Annotated in this window: 13 protein-coding genes; 5 read left to right on the forward strand and 8 right to left on the reverse strand. The window is 70.7% G+C overall.

Going from position 1 to position 16,638, the window contains the following annotated elements; all coding sequences use genetic code 11:
- Nucleotides 1–12: 12 nt before the first annotated feature.
- A complete protein-coding gene (locus OV090_RS02140) occupies nt 13–1,440 on the forward strand; it encodes a hypothetical protein (protein WP_267701769.1) in 1,428 nt (475 codons plus the stop codon).
- A gap of 194 nt (nt 1,441–1,634) precedes the next feature.
- Nucleotides 1,635–3,002, forward strand: coding sequence for a hypothetical protein (locus tag OV090_RS02145; protein ID WP_267701770.1), 1,368 nt, complete (start codon nt 1,635–1,637; stop codon nt 3,000–3,002).
- A 39-nt stretch (nt 3,003–3,041) separates the two neighbouring features.
- Here the strand turns inward: OV090_RS02145 and OV090_RS02150 are convergent, their stop codons facing one another.
- The 8 genes from OV090_RS02150 to OV090_RS02185 form a co-directional block, all read right to left on the reverse strand.
- Nucleotides 3,042–4,205, reverse strand: coding sequence for a sigma-70 family RNA polymerase sigma factor (locus OV090_RS02150; RefSeq protein ID WP_267701771.1), 1,164 nt, complete (start codon nt 4,203–4,205; stop codon nt 3,042–3,044).
- Between the two features lie 38 nt (nt 4,206–4,243).
- The gene (locus OV090_RS02155) at nt 4,244–5,320 is read right to left on the reverse strand and encodes a hypothetical protein (RefSeq protein WP_267701772.1); all 1,077 of its coding nucleotides are present in this window, start codon (nt 5,318–5,320) and stop codon (nt 4,244–4,246) included.
- A gap of 94 nt (nt 5,321–5,414) precedes the next feature.
- Nucleotides 5,415–6,197, reverse strand: a complete 783-nt coding sequence (locus OV090_RS02160; protein WP_267701773.1) for a hypothetical protein — start codon at nt 6,195–6,197, stop codon at nt 5,415–5,417.
- Between the two features lie 754 nt (nt 6,198–6,951).
- Nucleotides 6,952–7,425, reverse strand: a complete 474-nt coding sequence (locus tag OV090_RS02165; protein ID WP_267701774.1) for a nuclear transport factor 2 family protein — start codon at nt 7,423–7,425, stop codon at nt 6,952–6,954.
- Between the two features lie 73 nt (nt 7,426–7,498).
- Nucleotides 7,499–9,766: a VCBS repeat-containing protein gene (locus OV090_RS02170; protein ID WP_267701775.1), complete on the reverse strand. Its 2,268-nt coding sequence runs from the start codon at nt 9,764–9,766 to the stop codon at nt 7,499–7,501.
- Between the two features lie 38 nt (nt 9,767–9,804).
- On the reverse strand, nt 9,805–10,191 hold the full coding sequence (locus OV090_RS02175; RefSeq protein WP_267701776.1) for a hypothetical protein: 387 nt from the start codon (nt 10,189–10,191) through the stop codon (nt 9,805–9,807).
- Nucleotides 10,192–10,388: 197 nt separating this feature from the next.
- Entirely contained in the window at nt 10,389–12,239 is a 1,851-nt protein-coding gene (locus tag OV090_RS02180; protein WP_267701777.1) for a serine/threonine-protein kinase, read from the reverse strand.
- Nucleotides 12,240–12,255: 16 nt separating this feature from the next.
- Nucleotides 12,256–13,134, reverse strand: coding sequence for a hypothetical protein (locus OV090_RS02185; protein WP_267701778.1), 879 nt, complete (start codon nt 13,132–13,134; stop codon nt 12,256–12,258).
- A gap of 490 nt (nt 13,135–13,624) precedes the next feature.
- Between OV090_RS02185 and OV090_RS02190 the strand changes: the two genes are divergently transcribed.
- From OV090_RS02190 to OV090_RS02200, 3 genes are all read left to right on the forward strand, one after another.
- On the forward strand, nt 13,625–14,026 hold the full coding sequence (locus OV090_RS02190) for a VOC family protein (protein WP_267701779.1): 402 nt from the start codon (nt 13,625–13,627) through the stop codon (nt 14,024–14,026).
- Nucleotides 14,027–14,134: 108 nt separating this feature from the next.
- The gene (locus OV090_RS02195; protein WP_267701780.1) at nt 14,135–15,796 is read left to right on the forward strand and encodes a glycoside hydrolase family 71 protein; all 1,662 of its coding nucleotides are present in this window, start codon (nt 14,135–14,137) and stop codon (nt 15,794–15,796) included.
- A 141-nt stretch (nt 15,797–15,937) separates the two neighbouring features.
- A complete protein-coding gene (locus tag OV090_RS02200; RefSeq protein WP_267701781.1) occupies nt 15,938–16,636 on the forward strand; it encodes a hypothetical protein in 699 nt (232 codons plus the stop codon).
- Nucleotides 16,637–16,638 lie beyond the last annotated feature (2 nt).

The raw sequence follows: 16,638 nt of genomic DNA on the forward strand, positions 1-16,638 counted from the left end.
AAGCCCATGCACATGCATCGCACTCTCATCCTCTCCGTCGCCCTCGCGGCGGCCTGCGGCGACGATTCGGTCGTCGTGACCGACAGCGACGGCCAGACCTCTTCGACCGGCTCGACGACCACCGGCACCACCACCGGCGACGACACGCCGACCGGGCCTGGCACCACCACCTCCACCACCGGAATGACCGGCACCACCTCGACCGTGACCACCGACCCGACCACCGGGCAGGTTTCGGCGACCACCGACGACACGACGACGACCACCACCACCGGCGAGACGACGACCACCACCAGCGAGACCACCACCACCAGCGAGACGACGACCACCACCACCGGCGACACCACCACCACCGGCGACACCACCACCACCGGCGACACCACCACCACCGGTGACACCACCACCACCACGAGCACCACGACCGACACCACCACCAGCACGAGCACCGACACCGGCGAGACCTCGACCACTGGCGACACCGGCGAGCCCGTCGAGGAGGGCCTCGGCTACGCCGGCATGTCCGGCAACAACTCGCTCGTGATCTTCGACCCGCAGACCAAGCAGGTCGTCGGCGCCCCGGTCAGCCTGCTGCCGCACGCCAGCTACCCCTACGACGCCATGATCAAGCCCGACGGCTCCGAGGTATGGGTCGTCGGCGCCGTGGGCGACGGCGTCAAGGTGCTCGACACCGCGACCGGGCTGATCGCGCAAGAGATCAGCCTGACCGGCGTGGGCGAGTACGCGGTCGACGTCCTGTTCAACGGCGACGGCTCGCGCGCCTACGTCAGCGCGCGCGACAGCGGGGCCCTGGTCCTGATCGACACCGCCAGCTACTCGGTGCTCGAGGCGTTCGCAGTGCCTGCCGGCATGGAGGGCGGCAAGACTGCGCTCGATCCGTGCACCGGCGCCGTGCACCTCGTCGACTGGTACGAGAGCAACCTGATCCGCTTCGACCCGGTGACCGAGGCCATGACCAGCAAACCGCTCGGCGACTCGCTGTGGGACCTGCGGGTCGACCCCTCCGGCTCGACTCTGTACGTCACGGATCGCGGCCTCGACGTCGTCCACGTCCTCGACGCCGCCACCCTCGAGGTGCTGTCCACGGTCTCGGTCGGCAACGACCCGTGGGGCATCGACATCACCTCCGACGGCGCCCTCGTGGTGGTCGCCTGCGAGGACGACCGCACCGTCCACTTCATCGACACCGCCTCGCTGACGACCACCAGCCTGGTCCTCCCGGCCGGCGCCCTGCCGCGCGACGTCGACATCAGCGCCGACGACACCCGCGCCTACGTGCCGTCCGGAGACCTCCCCGGCAACGACGGCGTCTTCGAGATCGACCTCGCCACCCAGTCGCTGACGGGGCTCATCGACTTCGGGATCAGCGCCAACACCAACGTGGTCGCCGTCAAGCCGCAGCCCGTCGCCTGCGAGCCCTGACCGCGGTCACCGCCGCACGCTCGGTGGCCTGTCTCATGGGACAGGCCACCGGGCGCGTCCGGGTGTCGGTCACGACCCCACCGCGCCGTCCTCCGCGACCTCGGGCGCCCGCACGATACCGCGCGCCGAGAAACCGTGCATCCTCGTTGACGGAAGTCGCCAGGCGCGGAGAACCGCTCGAGTGAAGGACGATCATGCCTGCGTCATCCCCTCCTCTTTCGCTTTGCTTCACCGTATTCGTCGCGACTTGCGCGACCGCCTGCATCGAAAACTATCAGGTCGGCCAGAACCCGCTGGAGACCGACACCGCCGGCGGTGACAGCGACGATTCAGGCGCTGAGCCGACCCCCGGCGTGTGCGGCGACGGCGTCCTCGACGAGGGCGAGGCCTGCGACGACGGCGACGACGACCCCGAGAACGGCTGCGATCTCGACTGCCATCCGACCGCCGCCGTCGAGTGGACCCGCACCGACCGCGGCATCGTCGAGCAGGGCGCCAAGGCCCTCGACGTCGCCATCGACCCGACCGGACGGATCGTCGTCGTCGGCTCGGAGAGGCAGGCGGACGGGGCCGACCGCGGGCTCGTCCTCGTCCTCGATCCCGGCGGCGAGGTCGTCTGGCGGCGCGCGCACCCCGGGCCCAAGCAGGACAACAGCATGTTCGCCGACGTCGAAGTCGACGCAGGCGGGCGGATCTTCGTCGCCGGCGGCGAGGTCGGCCCCGGCAATACCACGAGCCTCATCCGCGGCTTCGGTCCCGCCGCCGAGGAGCTGTGGACCTTCCGCAAGGCCATCCCGGAGCCTTTCGGGCAAGCGCGGGCGCTCGCGGTCGGCCCCGAGGGCCTCTATTCCGCGAGCAACGAGGCGCAGTTCGACGGCCTCGTGAAGCTCGTCGTCCGGCGCCACGACCTCCTCTCGGGCGCCGCCACCTGGGAGAGCCCGGACGCCGAGCCCATGAAAGAATACGCCAAGGACATCGTGGTCTCGGGCGCCCGGCTCGCAGTCGCCGGCACCACGGTGCATCTTGAGGGTCAGGTGCCGCACCCGCTCGTCGCCTTCTTCGCGCTCGACGGCACCCTCCTCGCCAGCGACATCGACGAGCAGGTCGAAGGTGAATGGTACGGCGTCGCGCCGATCGGCGCCGCGGGCGACCTGATGCTCGCCGGTTACGTCCGACACGAGGGCGCCATCGGCTCGGACGCCGTGCTCCGCCGCGTCGACGCCGACAACCAGGAGGTCTGGACCTTCTACGACGACGACGCCTCCGAGATGTTCGAAGGCGTCGCCGCCCGGGCCGACGAGACGCTCGTCGTCACCGGCGCCGGCCGTATCGGCGACTCCGACGATCTCTATACCTACACGCGCCGCTTCGCCGGCGATGGTGCCACGATTTGGTCGTCCCAGCACCTCGACGCCGGCCCCGAAATGAACGAACACGGCACGGGGGTCGCGCTCGGGCCCGGCGTGGGGGTCACGGCCGGCGTGTGGTGGGAGGACCTCAGCCAGTCGAACGGCCAGCGCGATCCGCTCAATCTCTGGGTCCGACGATTCATCGACGATTGATCCGCCGGCGCCCTCGTGACAATCGCGCCCTCGCAGCATTCAGCGCGCGCACACGTAGCGCTCGAACCGCTGCGCCAGCGGCGAGGCCGGGTGCTCGACCACCAACCGGCGGGCCAGCGCCTCCGCCTCTGCCCCGCGGTCCAGCCCGCACAGCGCCTCGACCCGCGCCGCCTCGCGCGCGTCGACCAGGGCGCTGCGCGGGAACTCGCTCGCGTGCGTGCCCAGCAGCGCCAGGGCGGCCGCGGGCGCTCCCTCGTCCAGTCGGGCCCGCGCCTCGTCGAGCAGCGCCACCTCGGCGGCCAGTCGGTCCGGCTTGCTCGCGCTCGGCGGCGTCGGGCGCTGCACCGGCGACGTCGGCGGCGGCTCGACCTCCGGCTCGGCGAGCCGCGCCTCGTCGCCTGTCTCTCGGGACAGCCTCACCTCGCCGCCCCCGACCTCCGTCCGGCTCGCCGCCTCGGTCTGTGCCGGGCTCGTGCGCGCCACCGCGTGCACCGTCGCCCCGCCGGCCACGATCAGCGTCGCCGCCACCGCCGCGCGGCTCGCCGACACCGCGCCCAGCACCCCGATCGCCCCGCCCTTGCCGAGCACCGGCCCCAGCAGCGCCCACGAGCGCTGCGCCTGCCCCGGCGGCGGCGCGTCCTCGCGGCGCGTCCGTTCGGCGCACGCCGCCAGCTCCGCCTCGCCGAGGTGCGCCTGCAGCTGCGCCCGCGCCAGCCGCAGCCGCGAATAGACCGTGTTGACCGACAGCGCCAGCTCGGCCGCCATCTCCGGCCCGCTCATCCCCAGCAGCTCGGACATCTCCCACACCGCCCGCAGCTCGCCGCTCAGCCGGGCCAGCGCCTGCTCGAGCTGCTGCGCAGTGTCGCGTCGGCTGTGGGGCGCGTCGTGGTTCCACGGCCAGTTCTCGGCCAGCGCAGTCAGCCGCTGCGCCAGGCGGGTCGCGCCCCGGCGGTAGCGCCAGGCCACCCGCCGCGTCACCGCGAACAGCCACGCCCGCGGCGACACCTCGTAGTGCAGCGCATCGAGCCGGCGATACGCGGTGAGGAACACGTCCTGCACCGCGTCGTCGAGGTGCGCCGGCGGCACCCCGAAGCGGCGCGCAGCCGCCCACACGAACCCGAATTCGCGGCGATAGATGGCGTGAAACCGCGCGCGGCGCGGTTCGTCGGGCGCGGGCTCGTGGTCGGTCGCCGGGACGTGCATGGCCTGCTGGTTCGATTCTCCGGCGCTCCGGACTTCCGTCACCGCGGGTCGCGAAATCGCAGCTCCGCGGTGAACAGCAGCCTGCCCGAGACCCGCGACGACGCGAACAGCACCTCGGCCGGCCCGGGGTCGCGCACCTCGAAGCTCGGCACGAGGATCCCCGCGACCCCCTCGAGCGTCGCCCCCACGCGCAGCCGCGGATGCACTGCCACCGCCACCCCGGCCGAGGCCACCACCGCCAGCCAGCGCGCCGTCGTGCTGCGCGCGCCCACCACCCCCTGCGCGCTCCCGCGCACGCCCCCCGCCTCCAGCCCGCCGCACAGCGGAAACTCGACCCGCGGCCGCGCCCCGAGCCGCGCGCAGCCGAGCACCGCCGCCATGCCGGCGAACGCCCGCAGCGAGCCCTGCGGCCGCTCCTCCGTGCGCGGCGTCAGGAACGTGCCCCGCAGCTCCAGCCGCGCGCGCCGCCACAACAGCCCGCCCGCCAGCATGACCGCCCCGGAGACGCCTGGGAGCGCCCCCAGCTCGGCACCGCCCTGCACCCGCAGCGCCCCTCCGAGCCGCCGCGTCCGGCCTCCAGGCGCCTCGAGCGGCGTCTCCGAGCTCACCGGCGCCCCCTCCGCGAGCGGGCCCGCCAACCGCACCTCGAGCGCCGTATCCCCCTCCAGCCCCGGCGCCGGACCGATCGGCGGAGCGACGGGCTCGCCCCCCGGTGCGGCCGCCTCGGGCTCCGGCATCGCCACCTCGGCCGCCTCCGCGATCTCGACCTCTTCGACCGCGTCTGCGACCGGCGCCGCACCGGCCTCCGCCTCGCGCCGCGCCGCGCTCGCCACCAGCAGGGCCGTCGCGTCGACCAGCGCCGCGCAGCGCTGCGACGTCAACGTGCGCGCCGCCCCGCGACCGCGCGTCGAGATCCGCAGCACCAGGCGATAGCGCGGCGCCTCGGCTTGCGGCGCCACCCGGGCCTCGACCTGCACCTCGCCGGCGAACGCCCGCCCCAGCCGCCGCTCGATCGCCGCCAGCAACGCCTCGCGCCCCGGGCAGCCGCCGGGCGCTTCCCACACCAGACCGGCCGCCGGCGGCTCCGGCACCTGCACGGCGAGAAGCCCGGCCACGACTGTGATGATTGGCGTCACGAGGGACGGGGAAGGTAGCACGAATCTCCCGCCCGCCGCCCCGCGCATCCGGGGCCCTGCCGCGATTCGCCGCTCACTGCGGGCAGCGCGGCGCCTCGAACGTACCGTCGAGCAGGATCTGCCCCTCCAGCACGAACGCGCGCAAGTGGCAGAGCCGCCCGATGACGGACCCCTCCTCCACCGCGTCGATCTCGAGCGTCCCCGACACCGCGCCCCCGCCCTTTTCGCACACGTCGCCGCCGTCGGTCGAGTTCGCGGTCGCGTCGATCGGGCCGTCCGCCAGGGCGTAGACGCCGGGGACCAGGAACTCCGCGGGGATCTGCAGCGACACCTCCCAATTGTGGCCGCACGCGAGGTCGTCGTGGGGGTCGGCGCAGGTGAAGCTCTGGTTGGAGAATCGCAGGTAGAGCCGCCCCGGATCGCCGTCGGTGTCGCCATCGCCGATCTGCGACTCGAGATACGCGATGACCTCCGCCTTGACCGGCCCCGCCGCGCCCACGCACGGCTGCGGGTCGCTGCCCCCCGTCGTCTCCTCGGCGGGCGCCTCGGTGTCGCTCGCGGGCTCCGTCGCGCTCGCGGTATCGTCGGTGTCGCTCGCCGCCGACGTCGTGCTCGAACCCGCCGTATCGTCGGTGTCCTCGGCCTCGGCCTCGCCGGTCGTCGAAGTCTCGACGCTGTTCGGCTCGACACCCCCCGTCGTCGTGGGGCTCGTCGTGCTCGTCGGCTCGGCCGAGTCCGTCGTGCTCGCCGGCGCCTCGCTCGCCGTCTCTTCGGACGTGTCCGGTTGCTGGTGCGAGGATTCGTCCCCACATCCGACGGCCAACGCGAGCACCAGATAGGAATAAACAAAACGCATTCCTCGCATGTAGCACGCGCCGAGCTCGCCTCCAATGGGACCTGCCACGGACATCCGCCAAACCGCCCGTGACGGACCTGCCGGACAGCGGCGACGGAGCCGCGAAACCCCTCGCCCCGCGCCCGGGTCCCGCACGATTGCGCGACGGTTCGCGGTCGCGACGAAGCTCGCCGAGCAGACGACATTTCGCCGGGCGCAGCGCCCGCTCGTGTGGGTGTAAATGCGAGCACCGGACTGCTCACATTCTTTCACGGCATCCGCGAGCCGCCGAGGACCTGGCCCGAGAGTCAGGTCCTCGACGGACCGCCTCCTTTCTCTGCGCGACCTGAGCCAAGGGTCAAGCCAAGCGGATAGAAGCGGGCCAGGACGCCCCTGTTCGCCTCCGCGCCGGCGCTGAGCGGACCCGTGAGGCCCCGCTCGTGCTCCGTCGGTGACGCCGCGCCGGACATCTCTACCTGTCCCTTCCCCGAGCCCTCCGACTTCCGTCACGCCCGCCACGATTTTTTTTCCGACGACCCACGACGACCCGGCCGTACGCTGCCCGCGCATTGCGAGCACTGCGCCCGAGCCCCGGCGACCCGCCCGGAACTTCGCAGTCATCCGTCCCCATCGGAATACAGCGAGGCGCCGATCCACACTCGCAGGCGCGCGGCGAAGCTGGCGCGATCGAGAAAGTCGTGGCGCCTCCTCGCAATCGGGGAGTCGCGGCCCCCGATCGGACTTGCCGCGGCTCCCCTCCGGGCGCCGATCGACCTCAGGTCGGCGGGACGAAGAAGCTGCTGAGCGACTCGCGGATCTTCCACCCCGTCGCAGTCTTCACGTACTTGTCGGTGTAGCCGCCCAGGATCTCGCTCACCCCGGCGCCGGGCGGGCTCTGCGGCACCGACTTGATGAGGAAGTACCACGAGCCCGTCGCCGCATGATCGCCGACCTCGAGGATCGGACTGACGATGAAGTGCGTGGTCCACTTCGTCGCCTGCGGCAGGATGTTCTCGCAGGCGTTCAACAGCGCAGCGCGGCCCTCGTAGCGCCCGAACGGCCCGAGGTCGAGGACCCCGTCGGCGGTGAACAGGTCGGCCAGCGCAGTCGCGCTGGCCGCCCCCGGACTGTTGAACACTGCGTCGGCCTTGCGGGCGTACTCCGCCTTCAACTCCTCGATCGCCGCGCGGCTCGCCAGTCGCCGCAGCCGCTGCTTCTGCTCGTCGTCATGCTCCTCGATCCCAGGCATCTCCCACTCCCTCCACGTCGTCGAACGACCGCGGCACGATAGCACGGGGACCTCGAACCGTCGCGGTCGCGCATCACCGCTTGCTGTGACCGACGCCTGGCGGACAGGCCTCCGCCCGGCGCCGGCGCCTGCGCAGCAAGAACGACAGGCCGCCCAGAATTCCGAGCGCGTCATGGTTCGAGGTCGTCCCACACGCGCAACCCTCCAGCAGATCGATGCCCGTGCCGGTCGTCGCGCTGTCATGCGCACAGTCCATCGGGCACGATTCGCTCTCACCCGCCGCACACACGCCATCCCCGCAGGACGGGGCATCACCGGTCGGCTCGCAATCGGCGGCGCATGGATCACTCGCTTCGCACACCCCATCGCAACCAGTTTCGCCCGCGCTCGACCCGGTCCCATCGGATTCGGACCCGCCCGACCCACTCTCCGTCGACTCGCCAGCGCTCGTGGTCGGCACTGGCTCCGATTCGCAATCTTTGATGCAGTTCCGGTCGTCCTCGGCCGGCGCGTCACACGCCCCGTTTCCACAGGTCTCCTCGCACAAGACACACGTCGGCGAGTCGCTGTCGCAGCTCTCCCACTCCTGCACCACGCCGTCGCCGCAATCCTCCGGGTCGACCTGGAGCGCGATCCAGAACGGACCGACGCAAGTCCTGTTCTGGGCAGCGTCGATGGCACAATACTGCCACGCCAGCGTGTCCATCTTCTCGCCTCCATACGGTACGGTGAAGTCGACGCGCCACAGCGCCTCCCCGAACCAGATCGACGGTGCGATGAACTTCTTCGGGTCATCGTCGCCCAACTTCGCCAGATCCTTGGGATCGGCGAGGCCGAGCGCGAACTCCATATACGGCAGGCGACGGTTGTGGGCCGTCTTCGTCGCGCCGTCGCCGACCAAGTTCAGGGCGGCGAGGTTGTCGTCGAACATGAAGTCATGCCAGCGGACCGGGGTTTTGTAGTCGTCGACGCGTGCCTCGATCCCGGCCTTTTGGCCGAAGAACAGCAGCGTACCGAGCTTGATGGCGAAACCGTCGTTGTAGATCCGCGGCCCTTGGGTGTCGACCGCGACGCCGTCGGTGGGGTCGTCGCGGCCGAACAGGACGAAGTTCGGCAGCGCCGCGTCGCGCGAGGCCAGCGCGACGTCCTCGCGCTGGTCGTGGTTGAAGTCGGCAAACTGCAGGCCGAAAGTCTGCGCCAGCTCGGGCACGATCGGGAACGCCGCGTCGAGCGGGACCGATGCCGGCTCGACCGAGGCGCCGTTCTTGTTGAGGAACAGGCGCGAGTTCTTGTCGTTCGGGCCGAGGCGCAGGCCGGTGGCCACGAAGTCGGGGCGGCCGTCGTTGTTGAAGTCGAGGGTGGCGGCGTCGAAGTCGAGCTTGGCTGGGTTGCTGACGATCGGCCAATAGCCGCCCTCGTTGTCGGTCGGGTAGTTGCCCATCCCGTTGTTGATCAGCACCGAGTTGCGCTTGGCGCAGTACTGCACGTTCATGATCTCGATGCAGTTGCCGCCCTGGCCGACGCCATCCTGCAGCGTGATGATATCGATGAAGCCGTCCCCATCCAGGTCGGTCGGGGTGAACGACGCGTTGACCTGTTTGGCGATGTTGACCTCGAGCGCCGGCGCCGTCAGCTTGGTGAACGTGCCGATGCCGTCGTTCTTCAGGCCGAAGCCGAAGCCGACGCCGCGGCTCGAGACCAGCACGTCGAGCGCATAGTCGTTGTTGAGGTCGACGAGCTCGATGTCGAACGAGTAGGCGGCCCAGGTGGCCATGCCCATCGGCAGGTTGCTGTCGCCGTTGTCGAAGGTGCCGTCGCCGTTGCCGAGCCACAGGCGCACCGAGGCGCCCTGGTCGACCGGGTCGCCGTAGGGCTGGCTCGAGCCCCAGTCGGTGGCCACGATGTCGAGATCGCCGTCGCCGTCGACGTCGCCCAGCTCGAGTTCGCCGATGCTCTTGTTGGCGCTGGCGGCGATGTCCTGGCGCGTGAACTCGTTGGTGCCCTCGTTGATGAGGGCGTAGCTCTGGCCGGTGTAGTTGACGCCGACCACGAGGTCGGCGTCACCGTCGTTGTCGAGGTCACCGGCCTTGATCACGTAGGCGTTGTCCTTCTCCTCGAACACCGCGTCGAGCTCGGTGAAGCCGGTCCCGCCGTCGTTGATCAGCAGCTGGTTGAGCTGGGCGCTCTGCGGGCCGCCGTTGGTGTCGCCGGAGCTGTTGGCGAACACGATGTCGACCCAGCTGTCGTTGTTGACGTCGACCAGCTCGAGCTTCTGCGTCACCCGGCCGGAGTCCGGGAGCTGCACGTTCGCGTCGAGCTCCCACGGAGCGGCACGAGCCACACCGGGGAGACCAAGGACCACGATTACCGATGCACGTGTCAAGGAACGCATAACTTCCGCTCTCCATCGGAAGGGTCATTCGCGCAGGTCATGCGCTCGGGGCAATCGGCGTCGGTCGTGCAGGTGAACGCGCAGACCGAGAGTGATTCTCCCTCCTGGGTCATTCGGGGGATGCATTCGAGAAATGTACCGTCCTGGCTGTCGCACGCGTCGCTATTGCACAGGACCGTACAGTACCCCGGACCAAGCGCCACATCGATCCTCGGGAAGAAGCACACGCGGTCGCCGTCCCGCTCGCCGAGCGCCCCTTCGCACCCGGCCGCGTCCTCGCAGACAGGCCCATAAAGCACGAAATCACTCTGAAAGCAGGCAGGTGCCCCGAAGAGCACCAGGGCCATCCACCATCCACGAGCATCCTTGCGCATCGGGGCGGATTTTACCCCGAGGAGGCGACCCAACCAAGAGACGACCCTGCCCCGCCGCCTGGGAGTTCGAATACGCTCGCCAACCGAATCACCCGGCGCGTCAGGCGATCTGAACCTTTTTTCGGGGATCGAGCGAACCTGCGAGGCATTCCGTCGTGGGGGCTCGGAAGGCGTCGCGGGCGTCGACCGCGGAGCCGTCATTCTTCGCGGGCCGTGAATGTGTACTCGGCGCTCCCGCCCGCGCGGGAGGCCTGGAACGCGAAGGCCTCGATCTCCGCGGCGATACAGCCCACGAACGCCGACGAGCGCGACTTTCGTGTCTTCACCGTGGCCTTTCCGCTCGGGTCGACCGCCACGCTCGTCCAGACCATGGTGTCCGGGAGGACCTGGTGGGCCCAGAAGCATCGCTCCTGCAAGCGGGCGTCGATCGCCTCGAGTCTGCGCACGATCGCCGCGCTGCTGAGCGCATCCGGCATCGGCATATCCTTGGCGGGCTCGGCTTTCTTCTTGCGCGGCGAAGAAGCGTCGATCGCCGGCTTCTTGCCACTCACCGGGGCGATCGGAGGCGGCTCGGGGACTGACGCCTTCACGGCGTCCGGCATCGCCACCGCGACGACGGATTCGTCGCGCGGGGCGGGCGTCCCCGTTCCGGGCGGTGGCGGCGGCACCGCCTCGCTCGCGGGCTCTGTCGTGGCCCCGAGCCCGGCACGCGCGAGGTCCGGCGGCGCCGCCGCGTCCACGGCCCGAGGTGCCATCGATGCGGTGCCTGGCGTTGCCACGTCCTCGGCGCTCGGGACGACTTGCAGCAAGGCCGCGACCGCAACGCCGGCGAACCCGACGAGAAGGCCCCCGACAACGAGCTTGCTCGCCGACTTCGATGCTGGTGGCGAGCTGGCCACGCCTCGCGGCAATTCGGCGCGATCGGTCACCACGTCCGCCGATGCCAGCTCCTGCAGCACCGGCTTCACGTCCGTGATCGGCTCGGACGGGCGCGAGTTGTCGCGCCGGAGCGTCGCCTCCTCGCTCATTTCGCTCGGCGGGGGCGCTGGATCGACGCGCTGCAGCGGCGCGGCGCTCGACCTGGAAGGAGACACCATCCCCGCAGGAAAAACCTCCTGCCGGGGCCTCGGCGCGGTCTTCACTTCTACCGCGGGCGGGCGCTCGTGAACCAGCGGTTCGATATCACGACAGGCGCGCAGAGCCGCTAACAGCTCTGCCATGCTGGCGGTACGTGCCTCCCGCTCGCGCATGATCGCCCTGAGAATCAACGCATCGACTTGCGACGCCACGTACACGCCCGCGCGCACGACCTGGCTCGGCGGTGTCGGGCGACCGCTTACCATCTGCTGGGCAACGGCGATGTGTCCGCCCGAGAACGGGACTCGCCCGGTGAGCAGCTTGTACATCATCACGCCGAGCGCGTAGACATCCGCTCGAGCGTCGGGCCGCATCCCTTCAAGGACCTCCGGGGCCATGTACTCCGGGGTGCCCATCATGATGCCGGTCGCGGTGCGCGGATTGTCGGCATCGTCGTCGCTAGTGGCCAGGAATTTGGCGATCCCGAAGTCGAGGACTTTGATGACGTCGGGCTCGTCCGGGCCCCCCAGGCGGAAGATGTTGGCCGGCTTGATATCGCGATGAATGATGCCGCGCGCGTGCGCGGCCGCGAGAGCCTCCGCGACTTGCTCGCAAAGTCGGGCCACGCGGGGCCACGGCAGCGGACCCTCGCGTTTGGCAAGGTCGGCCAGACTCTCGCCCTCGAGCAGCTCCATCACCATGTAGACGACCCCCGCGCGCGACGCCGCGAAGTCGCGGATCTGGACGATGTTGGGGTGCCGGATCTGCGACGCCGCCCGCGCCTCCTGCAGGAATCGCTGGACCCATTCGTTGTCGTGGGCGAGCTGCGGCAGCAGCACCTTGACCGCGACCGGGGTGCCGAGCATCACGTGCTCGCCTCGGTATACCGCGCCCATGCCTCCGACTCCCAGGCGTCCGAAGATGCGGTACCGGTCGTCGAGGACCGAACCAGTGAGATCGGGGCCCTGCATGCGCCTCTCCTGCCCGTCAGAAGCGCAAGCCGCCGCCCTCGATCCGGGCGCGAAGGGTCGTTCGGGACTTACGGCGCGCCGTCACGAGCAGCGCCACCGCCGTCGCCGTCGCCGCGGTCGCCACCACCGCCCCCGCGACCACCAGCGCGTTGGCGGCATTTCCTCGCCCGACCACATTTTCTTGCAGCCAGTCCGCGCTCTGACCTTTCATGGCCTGCTCCGCGCCCGAGCCTTCGGCCGCGGGCCCGAGACCGGCTCCCGTCGCCAGCAACACGAGGCCCACGCCCGCGATCCCGAGGCTCGTATAGCCACCGATTCGGTAGGCATGTGCGCGACCCTCCAGGGGCGCAGACGTCGGTGCGGGCGCCAGCGGCCCCTCCGGGGCCCCGGTCTTCGCAGTATTTGTCGACGGCTTCGACGCCAGCGCGGGCGATAGACCCTTCGCGCCGGCCGGCGCCGGCGTCGTCGTAGTCGGCTCCGGAGGGGTCGCCTCGGCGACCTGGCAGGACACGCCCTCCTTCGCTAGCGTCGAGGAGACCCGTCCCCGTCGCTCCTGGACCTCCGCCACCGGCGACTCGCCGCGCCCTGCGACGGCCGTCTCGTACTCGGCGAGCATGCGCTCCGCATCACAAAGGAGCGAAACTTCGGGGCGCCGGGCATGCGCCTCGAGGGACAAATCGACCGAGTCGAGCAGGCTGTCGAGGACGTTGCTGTGGTCGAGATCGCGGGCACGGAGCAGCTCGTGCGCCTGCCCGTAGACCCGCGCGGCGCCAGCGAGGTCGCCAGATTTTCGCAGGCGAGCGGCCTCCCTGTAGAGCGCGCTCGGATCGCGGGTCACGGCGGGCTGGGCGAACCCGAGCACCAGCGCGAGGGTGAGACAGCCAGCAGCCGGCATCGACGCTCAGGTTGCCGGATCCTCGTGGCAATCGCAACCGCGAAGCCGGCGAGCCGGCCTGCCGGTCACGCGAGGGTCGCAGAAGGCTCACACGCTTTCTCACGTGGATTCTGCGGGAGCCGGGTCTCGGGCACCCCGACGGATTCGCTGCCGTCGGTGCGCGGACGTACGAGGGGCTCCGACGACCCGCCGGCATCGCCTTTGGCCTCAACCAGCAGCACCACCGGCCGGTAGTCGTCCACGCAACGAAACGCAGGCCTGGGACTGCCCGTTTTGGCCGCGAATCGCCCCTCGTCACAACCGACCACGACACGAAGGAAGAGTCGTGCATCCCGGCTCGCGCTCGATGTCGATGCAATGATTCACACGCAATGGACTCGAGCGCTCCGGGCAGAGGGCGGACCCTCGAGGCGTTGGCTTCGCCGCATCGCCGTACGGAACCTCGGGTCCCCTTGTCCGCGCACGCCCTGTACGGCAATGCTCGCCGCGCATGCACACCCCTGCCCGCAAGCTCTTCCCGATGCTCTCGGCCCTCGACTTCGAGCGTGCGCTCGCTTTTTACGCCGAGCAGCTCGGCGGCCGTGAATCGTACCGGTTCCCGCCCGAAGGTCCGCCCGCCTTCGTCGCCTTGCAGTTCGGCGCGAGCGAGCTCGGCATCGGCCGCATCGACGGCTCGCCTGCCCTGCACGGCCAGCCGCTGCGCCCCGCCAGCGGCCATCGCGTCGAGCTCTGCGTCTACGTCGACGACGTCGACGCCACGGTCGCCCGGCTCGCCGAAGCCGGCGCGCCGGTCCTGCTCGCGCCGCGCGACATGCCGTGGGGCGAGCGCGTCGCCTACGTCGCCGACCCCGACGGCAACCTCGTCATGCTCACCCGCGAGAATGTCTCTTAGGACATATCGCTACACCCGCGACCTCGCGCATCCGCGCCGCGCCGGCGCGCGCGTGGGGGCGGCCGCCCCTTGACACCTCGGGCCCTGTTCGCTCTGCTGCCGGCCAGCATGCCGACGCCCCGCGGACGCCACATCTTGCTCACCGCCCTGCTCGTCGTCGCCTGCGGCGACAGCACCGCCGACAGCACGTCCGGCGGCACCGCCGACGCCAGCACCGCCCAGACCACCGAGCCGGCCTCGACCTCGACCGCGACCACGACCACGACCACCGCGGATCCGACCACCACCGGCACCACCACGGACGCGACCACCGACGCGACGCCGACCTCGACCTCGACCGACACCGACGACACCGGCTCCCAGGGCGAGGTTACCCCGTGCTGGCCTTTCGACCAGCCGCCGCTCGCCGAGCTGCGCGCCTCCGACAAGAAGGTCTTCGCCCACTACTTCTCGCCCTACCCGCTCTCGCTCGACAACAAAGATCCCGCCGAGGATTACTACGCCAAGCATTACCTGCAGCCCTCGGGCGAGAACGGCAAGTTCGCCTACTGCGGCGGCTTCATCAAGCAGCGCCCCCTGCCGCAGCCGCCGCGGGAGGGCGGCCTCGACTACGAGCTGCTGAACTTCGAGCAGGAGGTGCGGCGCGCCGCCGCGCTGGGCCTCGACGGCTTCACCTACGACATCCTCAACACCGAGGGCACGCACTGGAATCGCCTGCTCAAGCTGCTCGACGCCGCCAGCAACGCCGACCCCGAGTTCCGGATCGTCCTCATGCCGGACATGACCTCGACCTATGAAGGCAGCGACCCCGAGGCCCAGACCGCCTTCGTCGACTCGATCGTCGCAGTCGCCGCGCACCCTGCGGTTCATCGCCTCGGCACCGGCGAGCTCGTGCTCGCGCCGTTCGCCGCCGACAAGCGCAGCCCCGCGTGGTGGGCCGGCGCCCTGCAGGCGCTCGCCGCCGAGGGCGTCGACGCCGTCCTGTGGCCCGTGTTCGTCTCGCCGTGGAGCGCCGCCACCATGAGCTTCCAGGCCGAGCTCCCGCTCCTCGGCACCTCCTCGTGGGGCCCCGCCACGGTCCCGGGCGCCACCGATTACGCCGACAACGCCGCGCAGGCCCACGCGCTCGGCGTGCAGTGGATGTCGCCGGTGCGCCCGCAGGACTCGCGGCCGAAGGACCTGATCTACAGCGAGGCCGGCAACACGCAGCTCCTGCGATTGCTGTGGGACGCCGCCGTCGCCGGCGACGCCGATTGGGTCCAGCTCGTCACCTGGAACGATTACTCCGAGGCCTCCGAGGTCTCGCCGTCGAGCGGCACCCAGTGGGCGCTGTTCGACCTGACCGCCTACTACGTCGCGTGGTTCAAGACCGGCCAGCAGCCGCCGATCGTGCGCGACGCGATCTATTATTCACACCGCCTGCACGCCACCACGGCCGAGCCCGACCTGATGCTGCAGGAGTCGATCTACGAGCCCGTCAACGGCGGCACCCCGGCCGACGAGATCGAGCTGCTCGCCTTCCTCACCGCCCCCGCGACGCTCGAGATCGAGGTCGGCGGGACCACCGAGTCCACCGACGCGCCGGCCGGGATCCAGTCGCTGCGCGTCCCGCTGGTCGAGGGCACGCCGAAGTTCCGCATCGTGCGCGACGGCGGCACCGTCGCCGAGGTCGACAGCGCCTTCCCGATCAGCAACACCATCGTCTATCAGGACATGCTCTACCGCTCCGGCGGCAGCCTGTCCTGCGACCGCGGCCCGCTGCTGCAGTAGCGCTCGCCGCCGCGCCGCGCCGCGGGCGCCACCACTCGCGCGCCCGCCGCTATCAATATATGTCCCGAGAGACATGTCGCATTTTGCGCGCGTGGAACTGCCCCGGTTGCCCACCGCGGGGCGGCCCGCTATCGTCCGCCCGTGCCTCTCGACCCACCCACTTCGGGCCGCGCGCCCTCGCCCGAGCTGCTCCGCCTGGCCGCAGAAGGCGCACGCAACATCGAGCGCGCCGATCAGCGTCAGCTCGAGCTGGGTGACAATCACATGCGCGTCGCTCTCGGCGCCCACTACGGCAGCGCACGCCAGCGCGCCCTCTACGTCCCCATGCTCGTCGGCGGCGGCCTCGTCGCCGCCATGGCCGCCGGCTTTATCTCGGTCGACTACCTGACCGCCGGCATGGCCGTCCTCCTGCCCGGCTTGCTCGGCGTCGCCTTCCTCGATCCGGTCGCTGGCGACGCCCGTGTCGCCAGCGAGCGCGATTGGCTGGCCGCGCGCCCGTTCCCCGTCCGCGGCTACTTCGAGGCGCTGCAGCAGCGACCCGTCGCCGGCGCGGTGCTGCTCACCCAGGTCCGGTTCGCCGGCGAGACTCCGCCGCTCGACCTCGTGCAGGGCGTGCTCGGCCGCATCGACGCGAACCCCAGCGTCCGGTCGGCGGGCGGCCGCGACCTCGTGCTGCAGAGCGGCCTCGTCTCCGGCGCCACCGGCATCCGCATCAACAAGGTCCCCGTCTACCGCAACCACCGGATCGTCCCGTACGTCCACCGCCTGGTCGACGAGGTGCTCGCGCCGCTGCACGCCACCTATCCCATCGACCAGGTCGAGCTGACGCGCCCGGTGTGATT

Origin of the sequence: Nannocystis sp. RBIL2 (genome assembly GCF_026626745.1) — a bacterium.
Taxonomy (GTDB): domain Bacteria; phylum Myxococcota_A; class Polyangia; order Nannocystales; family Nannocystaceae; genus Nannocystis.